This is a genomic window from Salipiger mucosus DSM 16094 (assembly GCF_000442255.1).
GTDB lineage: Bacteria > Pseudomonadota > Alphaproteobacteria > Rhodobacterales > Rhodobacteraceae > Salipiger > Salipiger mucosus.
The window spans coordinates 238,037-254,322 of record NZ_KE557277.1 but is presented as its reverse complement, the minus strand read 5'-3'; the positions used below and the strand labels follow the sequence as shown (position 1 = coordinate 254,322).

19 protein-coding genes and 2 pseudogenes are annotated in these 16,286 nt (G+C 63.8%); 17 read left to right on the top strand and 4 right to left on the bottom strand.

Annotated features, from left to right (window positions below):
- Genes SALMUC_RS15180 through SALMUC_RS15170 form a run of 3 tightly spaced genes read left to right on the top strand, consistent with a single transcriptional unit; the run spans position 1 to position 2,951 of the window.
- Positions 1–915: a glycosyltransferase family 2 protein gene (locus tag SALMUC_RS15180; RefSeq protein ID WP_020039688.1), complete on the top strand. Its 915-nt coding sequence runs from the start codon at positions 1–3 to the stop codon at positions 913–915.
- Positions 916–927: 12 nt separating this feature from the next.
- A complete protein-coding gene (locus tag SALMUC_RS15175; RefSeq protein ID WP_020039689.1) occupies positions 928–1,908 on the top strand; it encodes a glycosyltransferase family 2 protein in 981 nt (326 codons plus the stop codon).
- Between the two features lie 20 nt (positions 1,909–1,928).
- Positions 1,929–2,951: a glycosyltransferase gene (locus SALMUC_RS15170; protein WP_020039690.1), complete on the top strand. Its 1,023-nt coding sequence runs from the start codon at positions 1,929–1,931 to the stop codon at positions 2,949–2,951.
- A 385-nt stretch (positions 2,952–3,336) separates the two neighbouring features.
- On the opposite strand, the gene SALMUC_RS15165 is transcribed toward SALMUC_RS15170, so the two are convergent.
- Complete coding sequence (locus SALMUC_RS15165; protein WP_020039691.1) at positions 3,337–3,591, bottom strand: hypothetical protein; 255 nt, start codon at positions 3,589–3,591, stop codon at positions 3,337–3,339.
- A 1,188-nt stretch (positions 3,592–4,779) separates the two neighbouring features.
- Here SALMUC_RS15165 and SALMUC_RS15160 point away from each other — a divergent pair.
- From SALMUC_RS15160 to SALMUC_RS15145, 6 genes are all read left to right on the top strand, one after another.
- Positions 4,780–4,986: a cold-shock protein gene (locus tag SALMUC_RS15160; protein WP_020039692.1), complete on the top strand. Its 207-nt coding sequence runs from the start codon at positions 4,780–4,782 to the stop codon at positions 4,984–4,986.
- Positions 4,983–5,222: a hypothetical protein gene (locus tag SALMUC_RS15155; RefSeq protein ID WP_020039693.1), complete on the top strand. Its 240-nt coding sequence runs from the start codon at positions 4,983–4,985 to the stop codon at positions 5,220–5,222. Before SALMUC_RS15160 ends, SALMUC_RS15155 begins: the two co-directional genes overlap by 4 nt.
- Before the next feature lie 190 nt (positions 5,223–5,412).
- On the top strand, positions 5,413–5,577 hold the full coding sequence (locus tag SALMUC_RS29020) for a hypothetical protein (RefSeq protein WP_021120461.1): 165 nt from the start codon (positions 5,413–5,415) through the stop codon (positions 5,575–5,577).
- Between the two features lie 226 nt (positions 5,578–5,803).
- Positions 5,804–6,055: a DUF982 domain-containing protein gene (locus SALMUC_RS29015; protein WP_084514001.1), complete on the top strand. Its 252-nt coding sequence runs from the start codon at positions 5,804–5,806 to the stop codon at positions 6,053–6,055.
- Between the two features lie 1,122 nt (positions 6,056–7,177).
- A complete protein-coding gene (locus SALMUC_RS15150) occupies positions 7,178–7,564 on the top strand; it encodes a hypothetical protein (protein ID WP_020039696.1) in 387 nt (128 codons plus the stop codon).
- A gap of 843 nt (positions 7,565–8,407) precedes the next feature.
- Positions 8,408–9,268: a transglutaminase-like domain-containing protein gene (locus SALMUC_RS15145; protein WP_084514000.1), complete on the top strand. Its 861-nt coding sequence runs from the start codon at positions 8,408–8,410 to the stop codon at positions 9,266–9,268.
- Between the two features lie 591 nt (positions 9,269–9,859).
- On the opposite strand, the pseudogene SALMUC_RS29010 reads toward SALMUC_RS15145, so the two are convergent.
- Both SALMUC_RS29010 and SALMUC_RS15135 read right to left on the bottom strand, forming a co-directional pair.
- Positions 9,860–10,261 (bottom strand): annotated as a pseudogene (locus SALMUC_RS29010) (transposase); the annotation flags it as partial.
- 452 nt (positions 10,262–10,713) lie between these two features.
- On the bottom strand, positions 10,714–11,976 hold the full coding sequence (locus SALMUC_RS15135) for an MFS transporter (protein ID WP_020039701.1): 1,263 nt from the start codon (positions 11,974–11,976) through the stop codon (positions 10,714–10,716).
- A gap of 122 nt (positions 11,977–12,098) precedes the next feature.
- Here SALMUC_RS15135 and SALMUC_RS29910 point away from each other — a divergent pair.
- Positions 12,099–12,245 (top strand): annotated as a pseudogene (locus tag SALMUC_RS29910) (IS3 family transposase); the annotation flags it as partial.
- Here the strand turns inward: SALMUC_RS29910 and SALMUC_RS15130 are convergent.
- The gene (locus SALMUC_RS15130) at positions 12,213–12,512 is read right to left on the bottom strand and encodes a hypothetical protein (RefSeq protein ID WP_020039702.1); all 300 of its coding nucleotides are present in this window, start codon (positions 12,510–12,512) and stop codon (positions 12,213–12,215) included. The pseudogene SALMUC_RS29910 and the gene SALMUC_RS15130 sit on opposite strands and share 33 nt — an antisense overlap.
- 245 nt (positions 12,513–12,757) lie before the next feature.
- On the opposite strand from SALMUC_RS15130, the gene SALMUC_RS15125 reads away from it, so the two are divergent.
- From SALMUC_RS15125 to SALMUC_RS15100, 7 genes are read left to right on the top strand one after another with little or no spacing between them, the layout of a single operon-like run.
- Positions 12,758–13,006, top strand: a complete 249-nt coding sequence (locus SALMUC_RS15125) for a hypothetical protein (protein ID WP_020039703.1) — start codon at positions 12,758–12,760, stop codon at positions 13,004–13,006.
- Complete coding sequence (locus SALMUC_RS15120) at positions 13,003–13,200, top strand: hypothetical protein (protein WP_245584711.1); 198 nt, start codon at positions 13,003–13,005, stop codon at positions 13,198–13,200. Before SALMUC_RS15125 ends, SALMUC_RS15120 begins: the two co-directional genes overlap by 4 nt.
- 31 nt (positions 13,201–13,231) lie before the next feature.
- Complete coding sequence (locus SALMUC_RS15115; RefSeq protein ID WP_021120454.1) at positions 13,232–14,083, top strand: DUF2303 family protein; 852 nt, start codon at positions 13,232–13,234, stop codon at positions 14,081–14,083.
- Between the two features lie 60 nt (positions 14,084–14,143).
- The gene (locus SALMUC_RS15110) at positions 14,144–14,392 is read left to right on the top strand and encodes a hypothetical protein (RefSeq protein ID WP_020038667.1); all 249 of its coding nucleotides are present in this window, start codon (positions 14,144–14,146) and stop codon (positions 14,390–14,392) included.
- The gene (locus tag SALMUC_RS15105) at positions 14,389–15,027 is read left to right on the top strand and encodes an HNH endonuclease (RefSeq protein WP_020038668.1); all 639 of its coding nucleotides are present in this window, start codon (positions 14,389–14,391) and stop codon (positions 15,025–15,027) included. The genes SALMUC_RS15110 and SALMUC_RS15105 overlap by 4 nt, the downstream gene beginning before the upstream one ends.
- Positions 15,024–15,398: a hypothetical protein gene (locus SALMUC_RS29905; RefSeq protein ID WP_156883524.1), complete on the top strand. Its 375-nt coding sequence runs from the start codon at positions 15,024–15,026 to the stop codon at positions 15,396–15,398. Before SALMUC_RS15105 ends, SALMUC_RS29905 begins: the two co-directional genes overlap by 4 nt.
- Positions 15,395–16,279, top strand: coding sequence for a hypothetical protein (locus SALMUC_RS15100; RefSeq protein ID WP_020038669.1), 885 nt, complete (start codon positions 15,395–15,397; stop codon positions 16,277–16,279). Before SALMUC_RS29905 ends, SALMUC_RS15100 begins: the two co-directional genes overlap by 4 nt.
- The last annotated feature ends 7 nt before the right edge of the window (positions 16,280–16,286 follow it).

Below are 16,286 nucleotides of genomic sequence, written 5' to 3'. Positions count from 1 at the left end.
ATGACCACCTTCACCATCGTCATCCCCTGCTTCAACGCCGAAGCCACCCTGCCCGCCACACTGGACAGCCTGCGCGCCCAGACCTTCACCGACTGGGAGATGCTGATCGTCGATGACGGCTCGACCGACGCCAGCCGGGAGATCGCCCGCACCGCCGCCCTCGGGGACGCGCGCATCACGCTGCTGAACAACCCCTCGCGCGGCCCCAGCGCGGCGCGCAACGTGGCGCTGCGCCGGGCCAGCGGAAAGCTCATCGCCTTCTGCGACGCAGACGACCTCTGGGCTCCGGAAAAGCTGGCGGTCATGGACCGGCTCTTCGCGGAAGAGTGCGTCGACGCGGCCTTCGCACGGATCGCCTTCTTCGACGAGCGCGGCTCGCGAAGCCTTTCAACGGTGCCCGAGGGGCCGCTGACCATCGGCATGCTGCTGGCGGAGAACCCGGTCTGCACGATGTCGAACCTCGTCGTGCGACGCGACACCTTCGAGGCCAGCGGCGGATTCGACAGCCGCATGGTGCACAACGAGGACCTGGAGTGGCTGATCCGCCTCGTGGGTGACGGCCACGCCGTCCTCGGGGTGAACCAGACCCTGGTGCATTATCGGACCGTCGCCAACGGGCTCTCGGCCGACCTCGGCGCCATGCGCCGCGGCCGCGCCACCGCGATCGAGACCGCCGCGCGCTACGGCGTCCGGCCCGACCGGAAGCACGAGGCCGTCTACCTGCGCTACCTCGCGCGCCGCGCCCTGCGTACCGGCGCCCCGCGGCACCAACCGCTTCGCCTGGCCCTCTCGGGCGCGCTGACGAGCCCCGTCGGCTTCTTCGCCGACCACCGGCGCGGCGTTCTGACCCTTGGCGGCGCGCTCGTCGCCCCGTTCCTTCCGCGGTCGCTGCGCCGCGCCCTCTTCTCTCACTGAAAGACCGTGACCATGCCCCAGGCTTCCATCGTCGTCCCCGCCTTCAACGCCGCCGACACGCTCGGCGAGACCCTGCGCAGCCTGCTGGCGCAGACCCACCCGGATTTCGAGATCGTCGTGGTCGACGACGGCTCCACCGACCGCACCGTCGCGGTGGCGCGCGGCTTTGGCGATGCGCGCATCCGTGTGGTGCAACAGCCCAACCGTGGGCTTGCCGGAGCGCGCAACAGCGGCATCGCCGCTGCGCGCGGCGCTTTCATCGGCTTCTGCGACGCAGACGACCTCTGGCGTCCGACCAAGCTCGCCGCCCATGTCGCGCATCTCGAGGCCAACCCCGAGATCGGCCTCAGTTACTCCGGCTCCGAACTGATCGACGCCGAGGGCCGCCCCACGGGCCTGGCGCAGCGCCCGCGCCTGCAGGGCGTCACCCCCGCGCATGTCTTTCGCCGCAACCCGGTGGGCAACGGCTCGGCCCCGGTCTTCCGCCGCGCGGCGCTCGATGCCATCGCCTTCCGGCCCGAGGGCGAGACGCGCCGCGACTGGTGGTTCGACGAACGCTTCCGCCAGTCCGAGGATGTCGAGTGCTGGCTGCGCCTGGCGCTGACCACCGACTGGGACATCGCCGGCATCCCCGGCCTGCTGACCCGCTACCGGATCGTGCCCGGGGGCCTCTCGGCCGGCACCGCGCGGCAGGAAGCCTCCTGGGAAGCCATGGTGACCAAGCTCACCCCGCTGGCCCCCGCCTTCTTCGCCCGCCACGCGCGGGCCGCCCGCGCCTTCCAGCAGCGCTACCTCGCGCGCCGCGCCGTCAGTTCCGGCAATGCCTCCGAGGCGCGCAGCCGGATGCGGGCCGCTCTCGCCACGGCGCCGCTCGCGCTCGCCGCCGAGCCTGCCAAGACCCTGACCACCCTCACTGCCACGGCGCTGCTGAGCCTCGCCGGCCCCGCAACCATCGACGCCCTGCGCGGCCTCGCCCGCCGCCGCGCCGCCTGACCGCCCGAAAGGACACCGACATGACCCGCATCCTCCACCTCGTCGACGACACCAACCCCGGCGGCGTCACCCGTTACCTCGACTTCCTGCGCCGCGATCCCGGCATGGCCGCGCTCGCCAGCCACGAGGTCCGCGCGGTCCCGCGCAACCGGCCCTGCGTCGCCGGGATCGAAGCCGACGTCATCGTCTCGCACCTGGCCGTGACCTGGCGCGGCCTGCCCGGCCTCATGGCCCTGCGCGCGCGCCATGCGGGGACGCCGCTGATCCATGTCGAGCACAGCTACTCCGAGGGCTTCGCCGCCCACAACGTCCGCGCCCGCCGCCGCTTCCGCACGCTGCTGCGCACCGCCTACGCGCTCTTCGACCGCATCGTCGCCGTGAGCCACCCGCAGGGAGACTGGCTGCTCGGTCGCGGACTGGTGCCGGCGGCGCAGCTCTCGGTGATCCCGCCCTGCGTCGATCTTTCGGCCTTCGCCGCCCTGCCCGCACCGCAAGGCCCGGTCCGCGTGATCGGCGCACTGGGCCGCTTCGACCGGCAGAAGGGCTTCGACCTGCTGATCCGCGCCTTCCGCGCCCTGCCGCAGGCGGACCTGCGGCTCGAGATGATCGGCGACGGCCCGGAGCGCGCCGCGCTCGAGGCCCTGGCGCAGGGCGACCCGCGCATCCGCTTTGCCGGCTTCGCCGACAGCCCGGCGCAGGCCATGGCCGCCTGCGACGCGCTCGCCATGCCCTCGCGCTGGGAGCCCTACGGGCTTGTCGGCGCCGAGGCCCGCGCCGCAGGGCGTCCGGTCCTCGTCTCCGGCGTCGATGGCCTGCGGGACCAGGTCGAGGACGGCGCAATCGCGGTCCGCGAGTCCACCGTCGACGCCTGGCAGGAGGCCCTTGCAACGCTCACCGGTCCGTCGCTTCCCCCCGCCGCGCGCCGAGCCGAGGAGCCGGCGACCCTTACGCGACTTGGGTGGGCCGCGCTGCTGGACGGGTTCGACGGTCTGACCGATGACGCCGGCTCGGTGACCACGGAGGTCTCCGCCGTCGCGGCGTGAGGGGTCCTCTGTCGGACTGGCCGTTCTTCAAATCGAATCGAAAAAGGCAAAGGATCAGACCGCCACGGATCTCGTGATCTGACATCCGGGAACCGATTGCGGGTGCCACGCCGGGCCCGCTTTCGGGACCATGTCTACGCTTGATACCAGCCGCTTGCCGCCATCAATGCGCAAGATCGGTCCACGGCACCACGATCAGCCAGCGCAGCAGGCCTAGCCGCCTGCGATCAGCCCTTCGCGGGGGACATGCAAGACGAGCGTCTGGTGGAAAAACGGCTTCGCATCGGCAATCCATTCGCCAGGCGATCAAAGCTGCACCTTATCGCCATGCCGGCAGGCAGTCGTCGCGGCCGGCAGCGCGGCGAGGATCATTCGATCCGGTGACCTATGTCTTGGCCTCGTTCGGGTCCTGCTTGCTTTCGGGGTCGTTGTAGTCGCTTGGATCGTAGTTGTCCGGGTCGTAGGCATCCTCGCCCTCGGCAATGCCCGTGACGTGGGTCGTCCCGGTTTCTTCGTCGTAGGCGAGCCCGTAAACCGCGCGTCCCTCGTATTTGTAGCGCCTGAATTCGTGGAACGCGGCGTAGATGAAGGCCACCGTGAAGGGCAACAGGATCAGAAGAGCGATTGTTTGAGCTGCCATGTCGATGTTCCTCTCCGGGTCAGTCGGTCCTCGAGCGGGTGATCAGGTCCGATGGGCGGCTTACCTCGACCATGCGAGCATCGGATCCACCCCCAACGGTGGCCCATTTCGAATGTTTGTCAACTTTGCAGGGCGGACGCCGTCAAGTGGCGGAACACCCCAGGCGCCCCAGTCTGCGCGTCCGCATCACGTTTGACCACATCGTTCAACCTGGTGCCGCGCATCACGGCACAGTCGCGTCGAACCTGGTGAAGGGCTCCACGAACTGCCTGTGCTCGCCGGTGCCTCGGCGCGGTTTGGGCCCGGAGACCGGCGGCGTCATGCCTCGAACGTCGTGCCGCACAACCGAGGTCACTCAGGCTGTCGAACCTGCACAGTCCCATTCAAGAAGTGGATGCAGACACCCCTCAGCCGACAACGGGCAGCGCAGCAGCGGTGGTTCTAGATGCCAGGGGAATTCCTGACACGGTGGCAGCCCGTAGGGGACACCGCTGTTTCAAGTAAAATCAAGGCCTTGTGGCAAAAGATGACAACAAATCATGCGTCGCAGATCAATGGGTTACGATGGAAGTGACAACTTTTTTGGGGTTCCGGCCTGGCTCAATGCCAGCACTAACGACTTTGACCCTTCGCCACCGCACAGGGTACTTGCGTTCTGTCGATATCTCTTGAAATCAGTTCGATACCCTCCGCTCAGTCACACGGCAGCTTGGCGAACACGGTGAGATGTCTGAACGAGGAAAAGCGTTCGGCTGAACGACCGTTTCCACAGCGGCCTGAGCTACTCCATATCTCTTGGGCAGGATCTGGCGTGATCAAAGCTACTCGCTGCACCTGCTGACCAGATTGGTCGATATCACTATTCTGCCGGTAGACCTGCGCCAGTGGGCTGCCGCCGAGAGCTAAAGGGGGGGGGGCGCACTGGTGGTTGTAGAAATTCATCTTTTTTGGATTGCCGCCTTCGCCTGCGATCCGGTCTCCCAGGCGTGCGGATAGCCGCAATCGTATTTAGGGTCCGCCACACAATAATCCTTGCAATTGGCGGCAACGGAGCCCATGTATCTTAAGCTTACGTTTCTTCTCTTCGAAATGCTGCTTCCGGTGAGCCGGTGTCGGTTGATCGACTTGGATCGACTTTCGCCGGGCTGCCGCGATCCTGCGGGCAGCACTTTCAAGGAGACCACGGACATGGCCAATGGCACCGTGAAATGGTTCAACACCACCAAGGGCTTCGGCTTCATCGAGCCGGAACAGGGCAACAGGGACGTCTTCCTGCATATCTCCGCCGTAGAGCGTGCCGGCATCAGCCGGGTCGAGGACGGACAGAAGGTGACCTTCGACGTCGAGACCGGCCGTGACGGTCGCGAGGCCGCCAGCAACCTGGCACTTGCTTGAAGCGCTCGCTGGAAGATCTGCTTTCAGGTGTTCCGGCTCAGGACGGGAACGGTGGGAAGCCTCTGAAGCCCAACGTCTCCGCCACCAAGGCAAAGGCCTCTGAGCCGGTCACCCAGCTCCAGAAGACCGACACGAACGCCAAGCGCGTTCTGGAGGAAGAGGCCGAGGCGCGCGCCGAAAAGACCGCGCGCCTCAAGGCAGCCCGCGAAGATCGCGATTCCGGCGGCAAAGACTGATCGTCCTTTGTCGGATGTCATTCCGACCCGTTCAGGGGCGGCAGGATGCGCCGGAATCCAGGTCGAGCGCGTCGAGCTGGCCGGTCCTTGTCGGACTGGCACGTTCCTTAAAATGCTCACCCGGAAGATCTGCGGCAGGAGAACCCTGCCGCAGCGTCCGGTGCGATCACACATGTCGAGGAGACTGACCATGGGCTATTCATCCCCCAAGAAGCAGCTGGACCTCAAAGAGTTCCTCAGCACGCCTGCCAAGAAGCGCCCGGGTGGCAAGGGCTTCAGCTATCGCAAGTATGATGCGCCCAAGGCGCAGCCCGCGGAGGCTGCGTCCGAAAAACCGGACGACAAGGATAGTTGAGCGCCCCTGAGGACTGCGTCCCGCGCGGCCTTCGTTACAGCCTAGCTGCGTTTCATTGGCATCTGTCGCTCGCAGCGAGCGCTCGCAGGCCTTTGTGGGCATGCATCAAACGGTGGCATCAGCCGCCGGACATTTTCGGATCCCCGCGCCGAGCCTGGATGGTTCGCAGCGCAAGGTCGGCACGAGGTTGGCGGCCTGGATCCTTCACAACTGAAAGGCAATACGAATGATGGAAATTCAATGGGGTGAACCAGTGCACCTACTGACGTCGCAGAACGGCGAAGTCGAACGGTTCGGCACGATCGAGAAGGCCCGCTACTGGTTGCGCCGCCGGTGGCCAGTATCAGACGGTGCTCGGCACACGGCCATCGCAAAGGTCGAATCCGCAATGGACTGCATGAGTCCGGTGGAAGACGCACGCCGTGCCTTCATGTTCGCGGCTTTGTCGGCAGGTTTTAAGCCAACTCGTGTCGCGTGACGAGTTCCAACCGCCAGATTGTTTAATTATCGCGGTACATTTGGAGCGTCGCGAGGCGCTCGCAAAAAATTTTTTGCATGCTGAAGAAAGGGCCTAAGCAAACTCGATGCGAATACGAGCGTGATCGAAACCTCAGCGGATTTTCACTCTTCTTGGCGGCAAACAATGACAGACCTGTGGATGCAGTCACACCGCAACGGGAGTAGACATCATGTCGGGCGAAACTTTGATACTTATCGCTGCCGCAGCGGCCCTAGTCATCTTCAGCGTCCTGACGCTGCAATTAGGTTGAAACGCATCAACTAAATAGCCTCGAGTTTCTTGGACGCCGCCGTGCCTCAGGACGCGAACATTGACCAAACATTAGAGAAAACCCTTTTTTTCGGCAAGGCTCATGAACGTGGCCGATCAAGACAGAGATTGACAAAACCTCCTTAATGCATGAGTATACGGGAACTGAAGTGCGTCGCCGGTTGAGAAGGCTGCCTTCGCGGCGTCCCGGACATGATGCACAGTTTTCCCATACCACGCAGGGAAACCCACTCTGGGAGGCTTCGACGCAATCCTGTGTCGAATTCAATTCTGAGGGTACACTCCGGCCGACCAAACGCAATGGCGAGTGGCGGTGACACCGAACTTCGGTCCGGAAAAGGACATAGATGAATTTCGATGAACTCGGGCCTAGCGCCTGGTTGGTCTCACGGCTCGACGGCCTGGGACTGAAAAGACCTACTCCAATTCAGGCGAATGCTAATTCCCCACGCGTTTGAGTGGCGCCACATCTTGGGGATCGCGCAGACCGGAACCGGCAATACTACCGCATTCGGCATTCCGCTAGTCGTGGCGCTCTCCGCCGGCCATGCAGAGGTCATCGAAAGGATACTTGGTACGCGCATCGAGATTTCTGGCGTTCGTCCCTGAGTAAAGCACGAAGCGAAGTCCCAACCGACGGCTGGGCAGTCACGCCAGCACCTAGGTCGGCGTAGGGACCGGATCGCGGCGTAGCTAGAGGCGATTGGCGACCAAAGCCAGACGAAAGAGACCGCGCTGCACCGGCAGCTGACTGAGACCCGGGTGATCTCCCCATAGCGATGCGGCGCTTAGTCCGCTGGAGGATACGATATGAACTTTCCTGAATGGCTCAAGCCGGGGGCCTACGGTGCCGTGATCGGTGCTGCATTCATCGGCATCGTCGGATTTACCTGGGGTGGCTGGGTAACCGGTAACGCTGCAAATGACAGGGCTTTGGAGAGGTCCCATGAAGAAGTCGTCGCAGCTATGGTGCCTGTCTGCCTTGATATTGCTCGCAACGACCCGGCACGCCGGGAAAAGCTGGAAACGATCCGTGGCAAATCTTCCTATCGACAGAGAGACGCCGTGATGGATGCCGGGTGGGCAACGATGCCAGGGGCAGAGGAGCCGAACCGCGACATCGCGCAGGCCTGCCTGGCGTCTCTCGACTTCGAAGGATCCGTGGATCGTTCGGAAACCAAGGTTGACGAAGGATGAGTCGGTTTCAAGAAACGACCCCGCAAAAAACGCGGGTCAGCCCAATTGTGATAATGATGATCGTAACTACCGCGATCATCTTGATTGCCTTTCCGCTGACAGCGCAGGATGGTACCGGTGCGGTCCCAGACAACGCAGACGCACGCAGGTATGGCGCTGGCTGGGACTGCAACTCTGGATACCGAGTGGCGGGCACTGAATGCGTCGCCATTGATATCCCCAAGAACGCTTATGCATCGGGCCGGTCATTCGGGCCGGGGTGGGCATGCGAGCGCGGATACGAAGAAGTGAATGGCGAATCCTGCCAAGCGATTCCAGTGCCAGAGAATGCCTACCTTCAATCGTCTGGGTACAACTGGACATGCGACCGCGGCTATCGGAAAGACAGGCAAACATGCGTCCCCATCGTTCTGCCCGATAAAGCATACCTCACAGGCGATTCCTCAGGAAGTGGCTGGACTTGCGATCGCGGCTATTTCGCGACTGAAGATGCTTGCGCTGCAATAGATGTGCCCGAGAATGGCTATCTAACGAATTCCAACTACGGCGATAAGTGGGCCTGCGAAAGGGGTTTCTTCGAAAACAATGGCCGTTGCGATCCGGTAATACTTCCCAAGAACGCCTATCTTCACCCCGACTCATATGGTCCGGGCTGGCGTTGCGAGCGGGGATACACGACCAAAGGTGATGCCTGTGCGGCGATGACCTTGCCGGCAAACGCCCATCTGGACAGATCCGGCAACCGCTGGAGCTGTGATCGCGGCTTTCAATATTCGAACGGGGAGTGCGTTCTTGGACGATAAAGTTTCGCCATCAACGCATGGTGAAGCGTGGAGCTTGCGCATGCGCATTGGATGTCGCATTAGCTATCGGTTGATACAGCCAACGCCGATTATCGCCATGCTAAACGTGCACTACTCACGCTTCAGCGATCTGGAACGTGCTGACTATCTCGTGACTTGGCCAAGCGTGCCGCTCGAAAGCTATCGGGACGCGTTTGGAAATTGGTGCACGAGGATGATGGCGCCGGCCGGGGTCTTCACGTTATCCTCCGACGGGATATTCCGCGACAGCGGCTTGCCAGACCCAATCGCGCCGGACGCCAGGCAGCATACTGTTCAAGATCTGCCGTCCGAAACTTTGGTTTATGTTCTAGGCAGTCGATACTGCGACACGGACCTTCTCTCCGACGAAGCTTGGCGGCTGTTCAAAAGCACAGAACCAGGATGGGCGCGCGTTCAAGCAATCTGCGATTACGTGCACAATTCCGTTTCCTTCGACTACATGCAGGCGAGCGCGACGCGTACGGCTTCAGAAACGCTGACTGGACGGCACGGCGTCTGTCGTGACTTTGCCCATCTCGCCATTGCCTTCTGCCGCTGCATGAACATTCCGGCTCGCTACTGCACCGGATACCTGAGCGAACTGGGCCAACCGGAGCCCCATGCGCCTGACGATTTCGCGGCCTGGATGGAGGTCTTTCTCGGCGGCCGCTGGTGGGTCTTTGATCCTCGGAACAACACACGGCGCACCGGGCGCATCCTCGTGGCGCGCGGCCGCGATGCGGCGGACGTGCCGCTCACGCAGATCTTCGGGCCAGGCACGCTCTCGGACTTCGATGTCTGGACGCATGAGGTCGATGGCGCGGCCGCGAACATCGGCACCCGTACCCAATCTGCGCCGGGCCTGCCGGGCCCTGCCTGACGCCCTTTCCCTTCAAGGAGTTCCTTCATGAACCGTTCCTTCGACGCAGTCATTTCCCGTGATCCCCGTTTCGTGATCGCGGCCTTCGCCCACGGCCCGAAGCCCTGCAGCCACGGCAGGCAGGTTAGCATCCCGCCGGGCGGGGCCGGTCTCGCGGCCGACACTGGCGCGATGCAGCCTAACGGGCGGCAGATGCGCGCGTGCCCCACGGAGTCCCGTGCCGGTCTGCGCAGCAGCTTCATCGAGCGGATGCTGGCGGATCCGATGATCCGGCTCGTGATGAGGGCGGATGGCGTCACGGAAACCGAGATACGGCGCCTGTACGACGTGGCGCCGCCAATGCAACGGCATAACCCTGCGCCCGGCTTCCGGTACCAGGCTTCGGCATCTGGTCCGATTGCCGATAAAGGCCCGCTTCCTGGAAGCCCGCGCCCTGGCGTCGGCGAATGAAGACCGGGCACGCAGTTGCGTTCGGCTCCCCGGTGCGGGGATGACCGGTGACCCGATTCTGCTCGAGTCCCGCAGGTCGGCGTTCGCGCGCGCCTGCGCGCAAACGCGGCGGCTTGCCGGCAGGCACTCCGCTGCCAGCTCGGGCAGCAGCGGGTTGAAGTAGGCTTGGTCGGGCGTCCTGCCGTCAAGCCATGAATCGGGGCGGCGTCCGTTGTAGAAGCCGATGTAGCGGCCGATCCCGGCGCGTGCTTCGGACACGCAGGAATAGGCCCGAAAGTAGACCTCTTCATACTTGATGCTCCGCCACAGCCTTTCGACGAAGACGTTGTCGCGCCATGCACCTTTGCCATCCATGCCGATCTTGATCTGCCGAACGGCCAGAACCTTGATGAAGTCGATGGACGTGAACTGGCTGCCCTGATCCGAGTTGAAGACCTCGGGCTGGCCATATTTCGCCAGAGCCTCCTCCAGCGCCTCAATGCAAAAGCCCGCATCCAGCGTGATCGATATCCGCCAGGCCAGGATGCGGCGCGTGGCCCATTCCCGCCAATCTTCATGAGTTCATGCATCTCGGCATTCCGGCCGACGAAGAGCCGACCGTCATGGCTATCACCCTGCCCAGCAAAGGCTGTCTCGAGGTGGATGTCACCGCGGGCTCTCGGGCGTGGGCCTGGAAACCCAAGGACGCCGGAGTTTCGAAAAAATGACGGCATGGCGCTGCAAATGGCAACCGCGATTGCCGTCGACGAGCGGATCGAGAACTTCGGGTTCAAGCTGCACGCGCGCTCCGAATTCGAATAGGAAGCCCCGGATCATCTCATCCAGCGTGCACGTGAAAACAGTGTGTGGGATGGCGGATTCAGCTGGGTGCTCTGGGATCCCCAAGACGGCGAGGAAGGATACCTCATCACCAGTGACAATCCGAACTCCCTGCGCACCGAGTTCACCGAATTCGCCGCGGGGTTCGAAGATGTTGATAGCGCCCCGGTCGGGCCCTAGTCTACCGCTTCTTCATCTTCCTCGGCCCCCTGTTCCGCCGACCATTCGGTGGCCGCGGAAACGGCAACCTGGGATGCCGTCGGCGACAGGGAGACGTAATCGCCAGCCTCGTCCAGGGAAGGCGCTTCGCGTACCGTCATGCGGAATGCGCACCATGCTGCAATCGCCATGAAGGTCCCCGCGATGAAGAGCCAGAAGCCGTTGTCCCCGACGAGATCCATGATCTGCCCGGTGACCAGGGGGCCCGCAATGGCACCCAGTCCATAGATGAAGATCATCCCGCCTGACGCCGCAGGCATCTCGTCGAGCTCGAGGTAGTCGTTGCAGTAGGCGATCAGCAGCGAGTAGAGCGGCGAAGCCATACCACCCATGATGACCCCGGTCCCGAGGAGGATCTCGAGAGTTGGCCCGGTCAACCAGGGCACCAGGCTGACCACACCACCGATCAAGGCAACCCCGAGGATCATCAGGCGCCGGTCGATGATGTCAGAAAGCCATCCCACCGGAATTTGGAAAATGATGGATCCGACGAAGATCGAGGCGACGAATGTCGTGATCTGCCCGGGCGAAAGTCCGATTGCGCTACCGTAGACCGATGCCATGCCGAGTTGAGCTGCAAAGACGCCGCCCAGGAGGAGCGTCCCCACGGTCGCCAAGGGCGAGGCCTGGTAGAGCCGCTTCAAGCTCATCGGCTTGATGCTGTCTACGACTGGGACAGGGCTGGCGGACAGCAGGATCGGCGCAAAGGACAGCGACACCAGAATGGATGCGACCGCGAAGGCCGCGAAGGTTTCAACGGGGATTATCCCAACGAGGACCTGTGCGCCGACCATGCCGAAGGTCTGTGCCAGCATGTAGGCTGACAGTATGGCGCCGCGCGTGGTGTTGGTCGCCTTGTTGTTCAGCCAGCTTTCGGCCGAGACGTAGACCCCGGAAAGACAGAACCCCAGCAGAACACGGATCAGGACCCAGAACCATGGATCGACAATGATCGGGAATGCGATCAGGCCGGCTGACATGAAGGATCCCAATGCCGCGAAAACGCGGACATGCCCAACGGATCGAATGAAGCTCGATGCGATTCGGGACCCGATGAGAAACCCTGCGAAATAGGCTGAGGTGATGGCAGACAACTCGAATGTCGTGAAGCCTTCCAAGCCGCCGCGAACACCCATCAACGTCGATTGCATGCCGTTGCCGACCATGATGAGGAAGACCCCGAAAAGAAGAGCCCATACGTGCAGGATGACAGAAAGCATTGCTGGACTCCCGATCAGGGCGCGGTCTGATTGCTGAGGCAACGGTGCCAAGGTCGCACCGGTTCCAGGCGCAATGCCCGACCAATCCCGGAGACGCAATCAGCTTGGGCGCTTGGTCAGTCCACCGCGTTCATCACCGCACCTATGCCACGAGAGACGAAGCGCGCCGCGACCTCTTCGCCTATGTCGAGGGCTTCTACAATTCAAGCCGTCTGCATTCCGCGATAGGCTACAGATCACCGGCCGACATGGAGCGCATGGCGGCCTGACCCCGTCCACTTTTTCGGGGTAGGATCACCCAACCCTTCCACCGCCTCGCGGTAAGCCCGGAGCGCCAGCCGGTCGAGCACGCCGTCGCCTGGCACCAGGTAGGCGATGGCATCCGGCACGGACTCGCGGGCGTGATAGATAGCGTGCGCCCTGATCTCCTCGAGCCCGGCCTGCGGGTTCTCCGCCAGTGCCGCTTTGACACCCGACATCAGCGCTTCCTTGAGAGAGGCACGGAACTCACGCTCGACGGCAATGCCCGTGGCCATTTGGAACGCGCCGGCCGCGCGGTTGATGATAACTCGATGCCCAGCACCTCGCGATAGACGCGACTTCGCGTCGCGGTCCTTCTCGGCGACGAGACGCCCGTAGGCGGCGGCCTGCTCGTTGATGACGTCGATCAGCCGGCGGCCATCGGCGGCGAGCGCGGTCTCGACGTCGAGACGAACTGAACTTCCTCGAGTTCCTGCAGAGCTTCCGCCGCGGCGAGCTGCTGCGCGAGGCCGACGAGCGCATGAGCGAAGTGCTCGCCGCGATCCAGGACACCGGGAACAGCGGAGAGATCACGGTCAAGCTGCCGTTCAAGGTCAACAAGGCCGGGCAGATCGAATGCGTGCCGCAGATCACCGCCAAGAAGCCCCGCCGCGAGATGGGCACCGGCGTCTACTTCCTCAACGACGAGGCCCAGCTCACCCGCCGCGACCCGAACCAGCAGGACTGGCTCGACGACATGGAAGCCCGCCGCGACCGGGCAGCTGAGTGAGCCAGCCGATGCCGCAGGACGGAACATACTACGCCGAGCGCGGCAACGTCTTCCGCAGCCCGACGAGGACAGACACCGGAATCAAGATGGGCTTCAAAGTCTGCGTGGTCAGCGACGGGCTCAACGAGGAAGCGGCCGCCGAGATCGCAGACGCGCTGAACCTGCACATGCAGCACCACCCCGACAAGCACTGACCCACCCCACCGTTCACCACAGGAGAAAACCATGCCTGAGCAGCCCGAAATCAACGAAACAGAGGCAGCGCACGACCCCCGAAGCGCACTCGAGGTCGCCCTGACCTCCGCGCGGATGGCGAACCCGGTCATCGAAGGCGAGCACGGCAAGCGCTTCGCGCTCACCCCGCCCGACTTCCAGCTGAATGAAATTCCGTCGCCCCATCGCCTGCCGCCGTACATCCTGCAGCGGGTGACCGTCGACGACGCGGACTCGCTCGCGATCTACGCCAGCCGCTTCAGCACCGGCGCCTCGGTCCTGATCGCCGACATCGATGCGCTCTCCGTGCACGCCTGCCTCGACTGGCACGATCACAACCAGTCCGACACGGCGTTGACGCCCGGCGCGCGCAAGCACACGGCCACGCTGAAGCTGCGCGAGAGCGAGGAGTTCAAGCGCTGGAACAAGATCCAGGACGAGTTCATCGACCAGATGGCCTTCGCCGAGTTCCTGGACGAGAACGCCGCCGACATCGTCGATCCCGAGCCCGCCGTGATGATCGAGATCGCGCGCGACCTCGAGGCCACGCAGGGCGTCGCCTTCAAGTCCAGCACGCGCCTGCAGACCGGCGAACGGTCGATCACCTACGAGACCGAGACCCACACCAAGGGCGACATCAAGGTGCCCACTCAGTTCACGCTGCAGATCCCGCTCTTCGCCGGCGAGGAGCCGATCGACATCACCGCCAGCTTCCGGTTCCGGCCGCGCGCGGACGGGCTGAAGCTGGGCTTCGTCTGGCGCCGCGTCGAGTACCGCCGGCAGGCCGAGTTCCAAGCCATCGCCACGCGCATCGCCGAGGCCACGGGCCTGCCCGTGATGTTCGGCCGCGCCGCGGATCACTGATGCCCATGTCAGCGCCCCGGCCACGGGGCGTTGCGATGGTCACCAGGCAGGAGACGTCCAATGGCAAACAGCCTCACCGATCTGAACAACCACCTTTTCGCCCAGCTGGAGCGCATGAGCGATCCCAACCTCAGCGCCGAGCAGATCGAGCAGGAGGTCAAGCGCGCAGGCGCCATCGTCTCGGTCTCAGACCAGATCACCGGCGCGGCAGACCTGCAGCTGAAGGCTGCCAAGCTCTTCGCCGAGCACGGCCAGGGCGTGCTGCCCATGCTGCCCCAGATCGGCAACGGAAAGGCAGGCCAGGAATGAAGGGCCGTTCCATCGAATACAGCGACGCCGAGCCGTTCTGGATCCACGACAACAGCAAGCGCCCGCGCCGCGAGGCGCACGCCGAGTTCGTCTATGTGTGGGATCGGCCCGACGTGTCGCTCTCGAATTTCAACTCCCTCTGCAAGCGCAAGGGCTGGATGACGGGCCGCACCGGATGCTTCGAGCAGGGGCAGGAGAGCTGGAACAAGGGCAAGCAGATGCCCTTCAACCCTAACAGCGCGAAGACCCAGTTCAAGAAGGGCCACAGACCCCACACGTACCGCGGCGCCGGGCACGAGCGGATCGACAGCAAGGATGGCTACGTCATCATGATCGTCGATGAGACGAACCCTTGGACCGGTGCGCCAACCCGCCCCGTTCATAAGCACAAGTACCTCTGGGAGAAGGCCAACGGCCCCGTGCCGGAGGGCCACCGCCTTAAGTGCCTGGACGGCGACAAGACCAACTGTGACCCGTCGAACTGGGAACCTATCCCCCGCGCCCTTGCGCCCCGTCTAAACGGCCGCTTCGGGCGCGGGTATGACACCGCACCGGCCGAGCTGAAGCCGACGATCATGGCAACGGCGCGCCTGGAGCATGCGGCCCGCGAGGCGAAGAAGCGGGGGAGGTCATGATCGACCCGAGGAAACCCGCAGCAGCGCCTACGGCATACATCTGCGATGCGTGCGGCGGGCGCTTTGAGGACCGCCTTGAACACGCCGAAACCTGCGCAGGGCCATTCCCGGCCATCTGGTGGCACGAAAACGATGGCGACGTCCTCTGGTGGTGTTGGGATGGAAACGACTGGCTCGGCGAGGCGCCATACGTTGGCAGCCCGCTGGACTGCGGCATCACGGTTGAGATGCGCAGCGGCGATCGGCCCGAAAGGGTCATCCGCACCGACGTGGGTGGCTGGCCCGGCTACCACACTCACTGGACGCGCCTGCCGCCACAGCCGCCCGCGCCCGAAACAGCCACCACCCGCGGACTCAGGAAGTCGACATGACCCACACCATCTGCATCTACCACGCCAACTGCGCCGACGGCTTCACCGCCGCATGGTGTGTCCGCTGCGCCTTGGGCGACCACGTCGAGTTCGTCCCGGCAGGATACGGCGACGCACCACCGGACGTGACAGGCCATGACGTCATCATTGTGGATTTCAGTTACAAGCGCCCCGTTTTGGAGCGCATGGCACAGACGGCCCGCTCCATTCTGATCCTCGACCACCACAAGACTGCGCAAGCCGACCTGAGAGGCCTGCCGCAACCCGCAGGCGATTGGACCTTCCATCGGCATGTGGCGGGGAACCCCGTCGCCCTATTCGACATGCAACGCAGCGGCGCCCAAATGGCATGGGACTACTTCTGCGTTGGCGCACGTGATCGGCTGGTCGACTACGTGGCCGACCGGGATCTGTGGCGGTGGAAAATCGACCAGTCGCGCGAGATCAACGCAGTGATCGGCTCGCATGAAATGACGTGGGACACATGGCACGACCTGGCGGCGCGGCTGCAGGCGGATGCGGACATCGAGCGCGTTGCGGCAGAAGGGGAAGCGATCCTGCGCGCCCACGATAAGCTGGTGCGCCAGGTCATCGACGTTTCGCAGCGGCGCATGGTCATCGGCGGGCATGATGTACCAGTCGCCGCCGCTCCCTATGCGCTCGCCTCTGACACGGCAGGCACCATGGCCGAAGGTGAGCCCTTCGCCGCCACCTATGTCGACGGCCTGAAAGGACGCGCGTTTTCGCTGAGGTCCCGAGCTGATGGCCTGGACGTCTCGGAGATCGCGGCGATCTACGGCGGCGGCGGGCATCGTGGCGCCGCCGGCTTCCTGATGCCCCACGGCTGGGAAGGCGAAGCCGCCCCCACGCAGCCCAGATAACCTCGGA

What these genes read in the sequence shown, in the direction of transcription:
- SALMUC_RS15145 (WP_084514000.1), top strand. Translation starts at nt 8,408, where the DNA reads ATGCGCATTGGATGTCGCATTAGCTATCGGTTGATACAGCCAACGCCG.
- SALMUC_RS15115 (WP_021120454.1), top strand. Translation starts at nt 13,232, where the DNA reads ATGCCTGAGCAGCCCGAAATCAACGAAACAGAGGCAGCGCACGACCCC.
- SALMUC_RS29015 (WP_084514001.1), top strand. Translation starts at nt 5,804, where the DNA reads ATGATGGAAATTCAATGGGGTGAACCAGTGCACCTACTGACGTCGCAG.
- SALMUC_RS15175 (WP_020039689.1), top strand. Translation starts at nt 928, where the DNA reads ATGCCCCAGGCTTCCATCGTCGTCCCCGCCTTCAACGCCGCCGACACG.
- SALMUC_RS15170 (WP_020039690.1), top strand. Translation starts at nt 1,929, where the DNA reads ATGACCCGCATCCTCCACCTCGTCGACGACACCAACCCCGGCGGCGTC.
- SALMUC_RS15180 (WP_020039688.1), top strand. Translation starts at nt 1, where the DNA reads ATGACCACCTTCACCATCGTCATCCCCTGCTTCAACGCCGAAGCCACC.
- SALMUC_RS15150 (WP_020039696.1), top strand. Translation starts at nt 7,178, where the DNA reads ATGAACTTTCCTGAATGGCTCAAGCCGGGGGCCTACGGTGCCGTGATC.
- SALMUC_RS15160 (WP_020039692.1), top strand. Translation starts at nt 4,780, where the DNA reads ATGGCCAATGGCACCGTGAAATGGTTCAACACCACCAAGGGCTTCGGC.
- SALMUC_RS29020 (WP_021120461.1), top strand. Translation starts at nt 5,413, where the DNA reads ATGGGCTATTCATCCCCCAAGAAGCAGCTGGACCTCAAAGAGTTCCTC.
- SALMUC_RS15165 (WP_020039691.1), bottom strand. Translation starts at nt 3,591, where the DNA reads ATGGCAGCTCAAACAATCGCTCTTCTGATCCTGTTGCCCTTCACGGTG.
- SALMUC_RS15110 (WP_020038667.1), top strand. Translation starts at nt 14,144, where the DNA reads ATGGCAAACAGCCTCACCGATCTGAACAACCACCTTTTCGCCCAGCTG.
- SALMUC_RS15135 (WP_020039701.1), bottom strand. Translation starts at nt 11,976, where the DNA reads ATGCTTTCTGTCATCCTGCACGTATGGGCTCTTCTTTTCGGGGTCTTC.
- SALMUC_RS15125 (WP_020039703.1), top strand. Translation starts at nt 12,758, where the DNA reads ATGAGCGAAGTGCTCGCCGCGATCCAGGACACCGGGAACAGCGGAGAG.
- SALMUC_RS29905 (WP_156883524.1), top strand. Translation starts at nt 15,024, where the DNA reads ATGATCGACCCGAGGAAACCCGCAGCAGCGCCTACGGCATACATCTGC.
- SALMUC_RS15100 (WP_020038669.1), top strand. Translation starts at nt 15,395, where the DNA reads ATGACCCACACCATCTGCATCTACCACGCCAACTGCGCCGACGGCTTC.
- SALMUC_RS15130 (WP_020039702.1), bottom strand. Translation starts at nt 12,512, where the DNA reads ATGGCCACGGGCATTGCCGTCGAGCGTGAGTTCCGTGCCTCTCTCAAG.
- SALMUC_RS15105 (WP_020038668.1), top strand. Translation starts at nt 14,389, where the DNA reads ATGAAGGGCCGTTCCATCGAATACAGCGACGCCGAGCCGTTCTGGATC.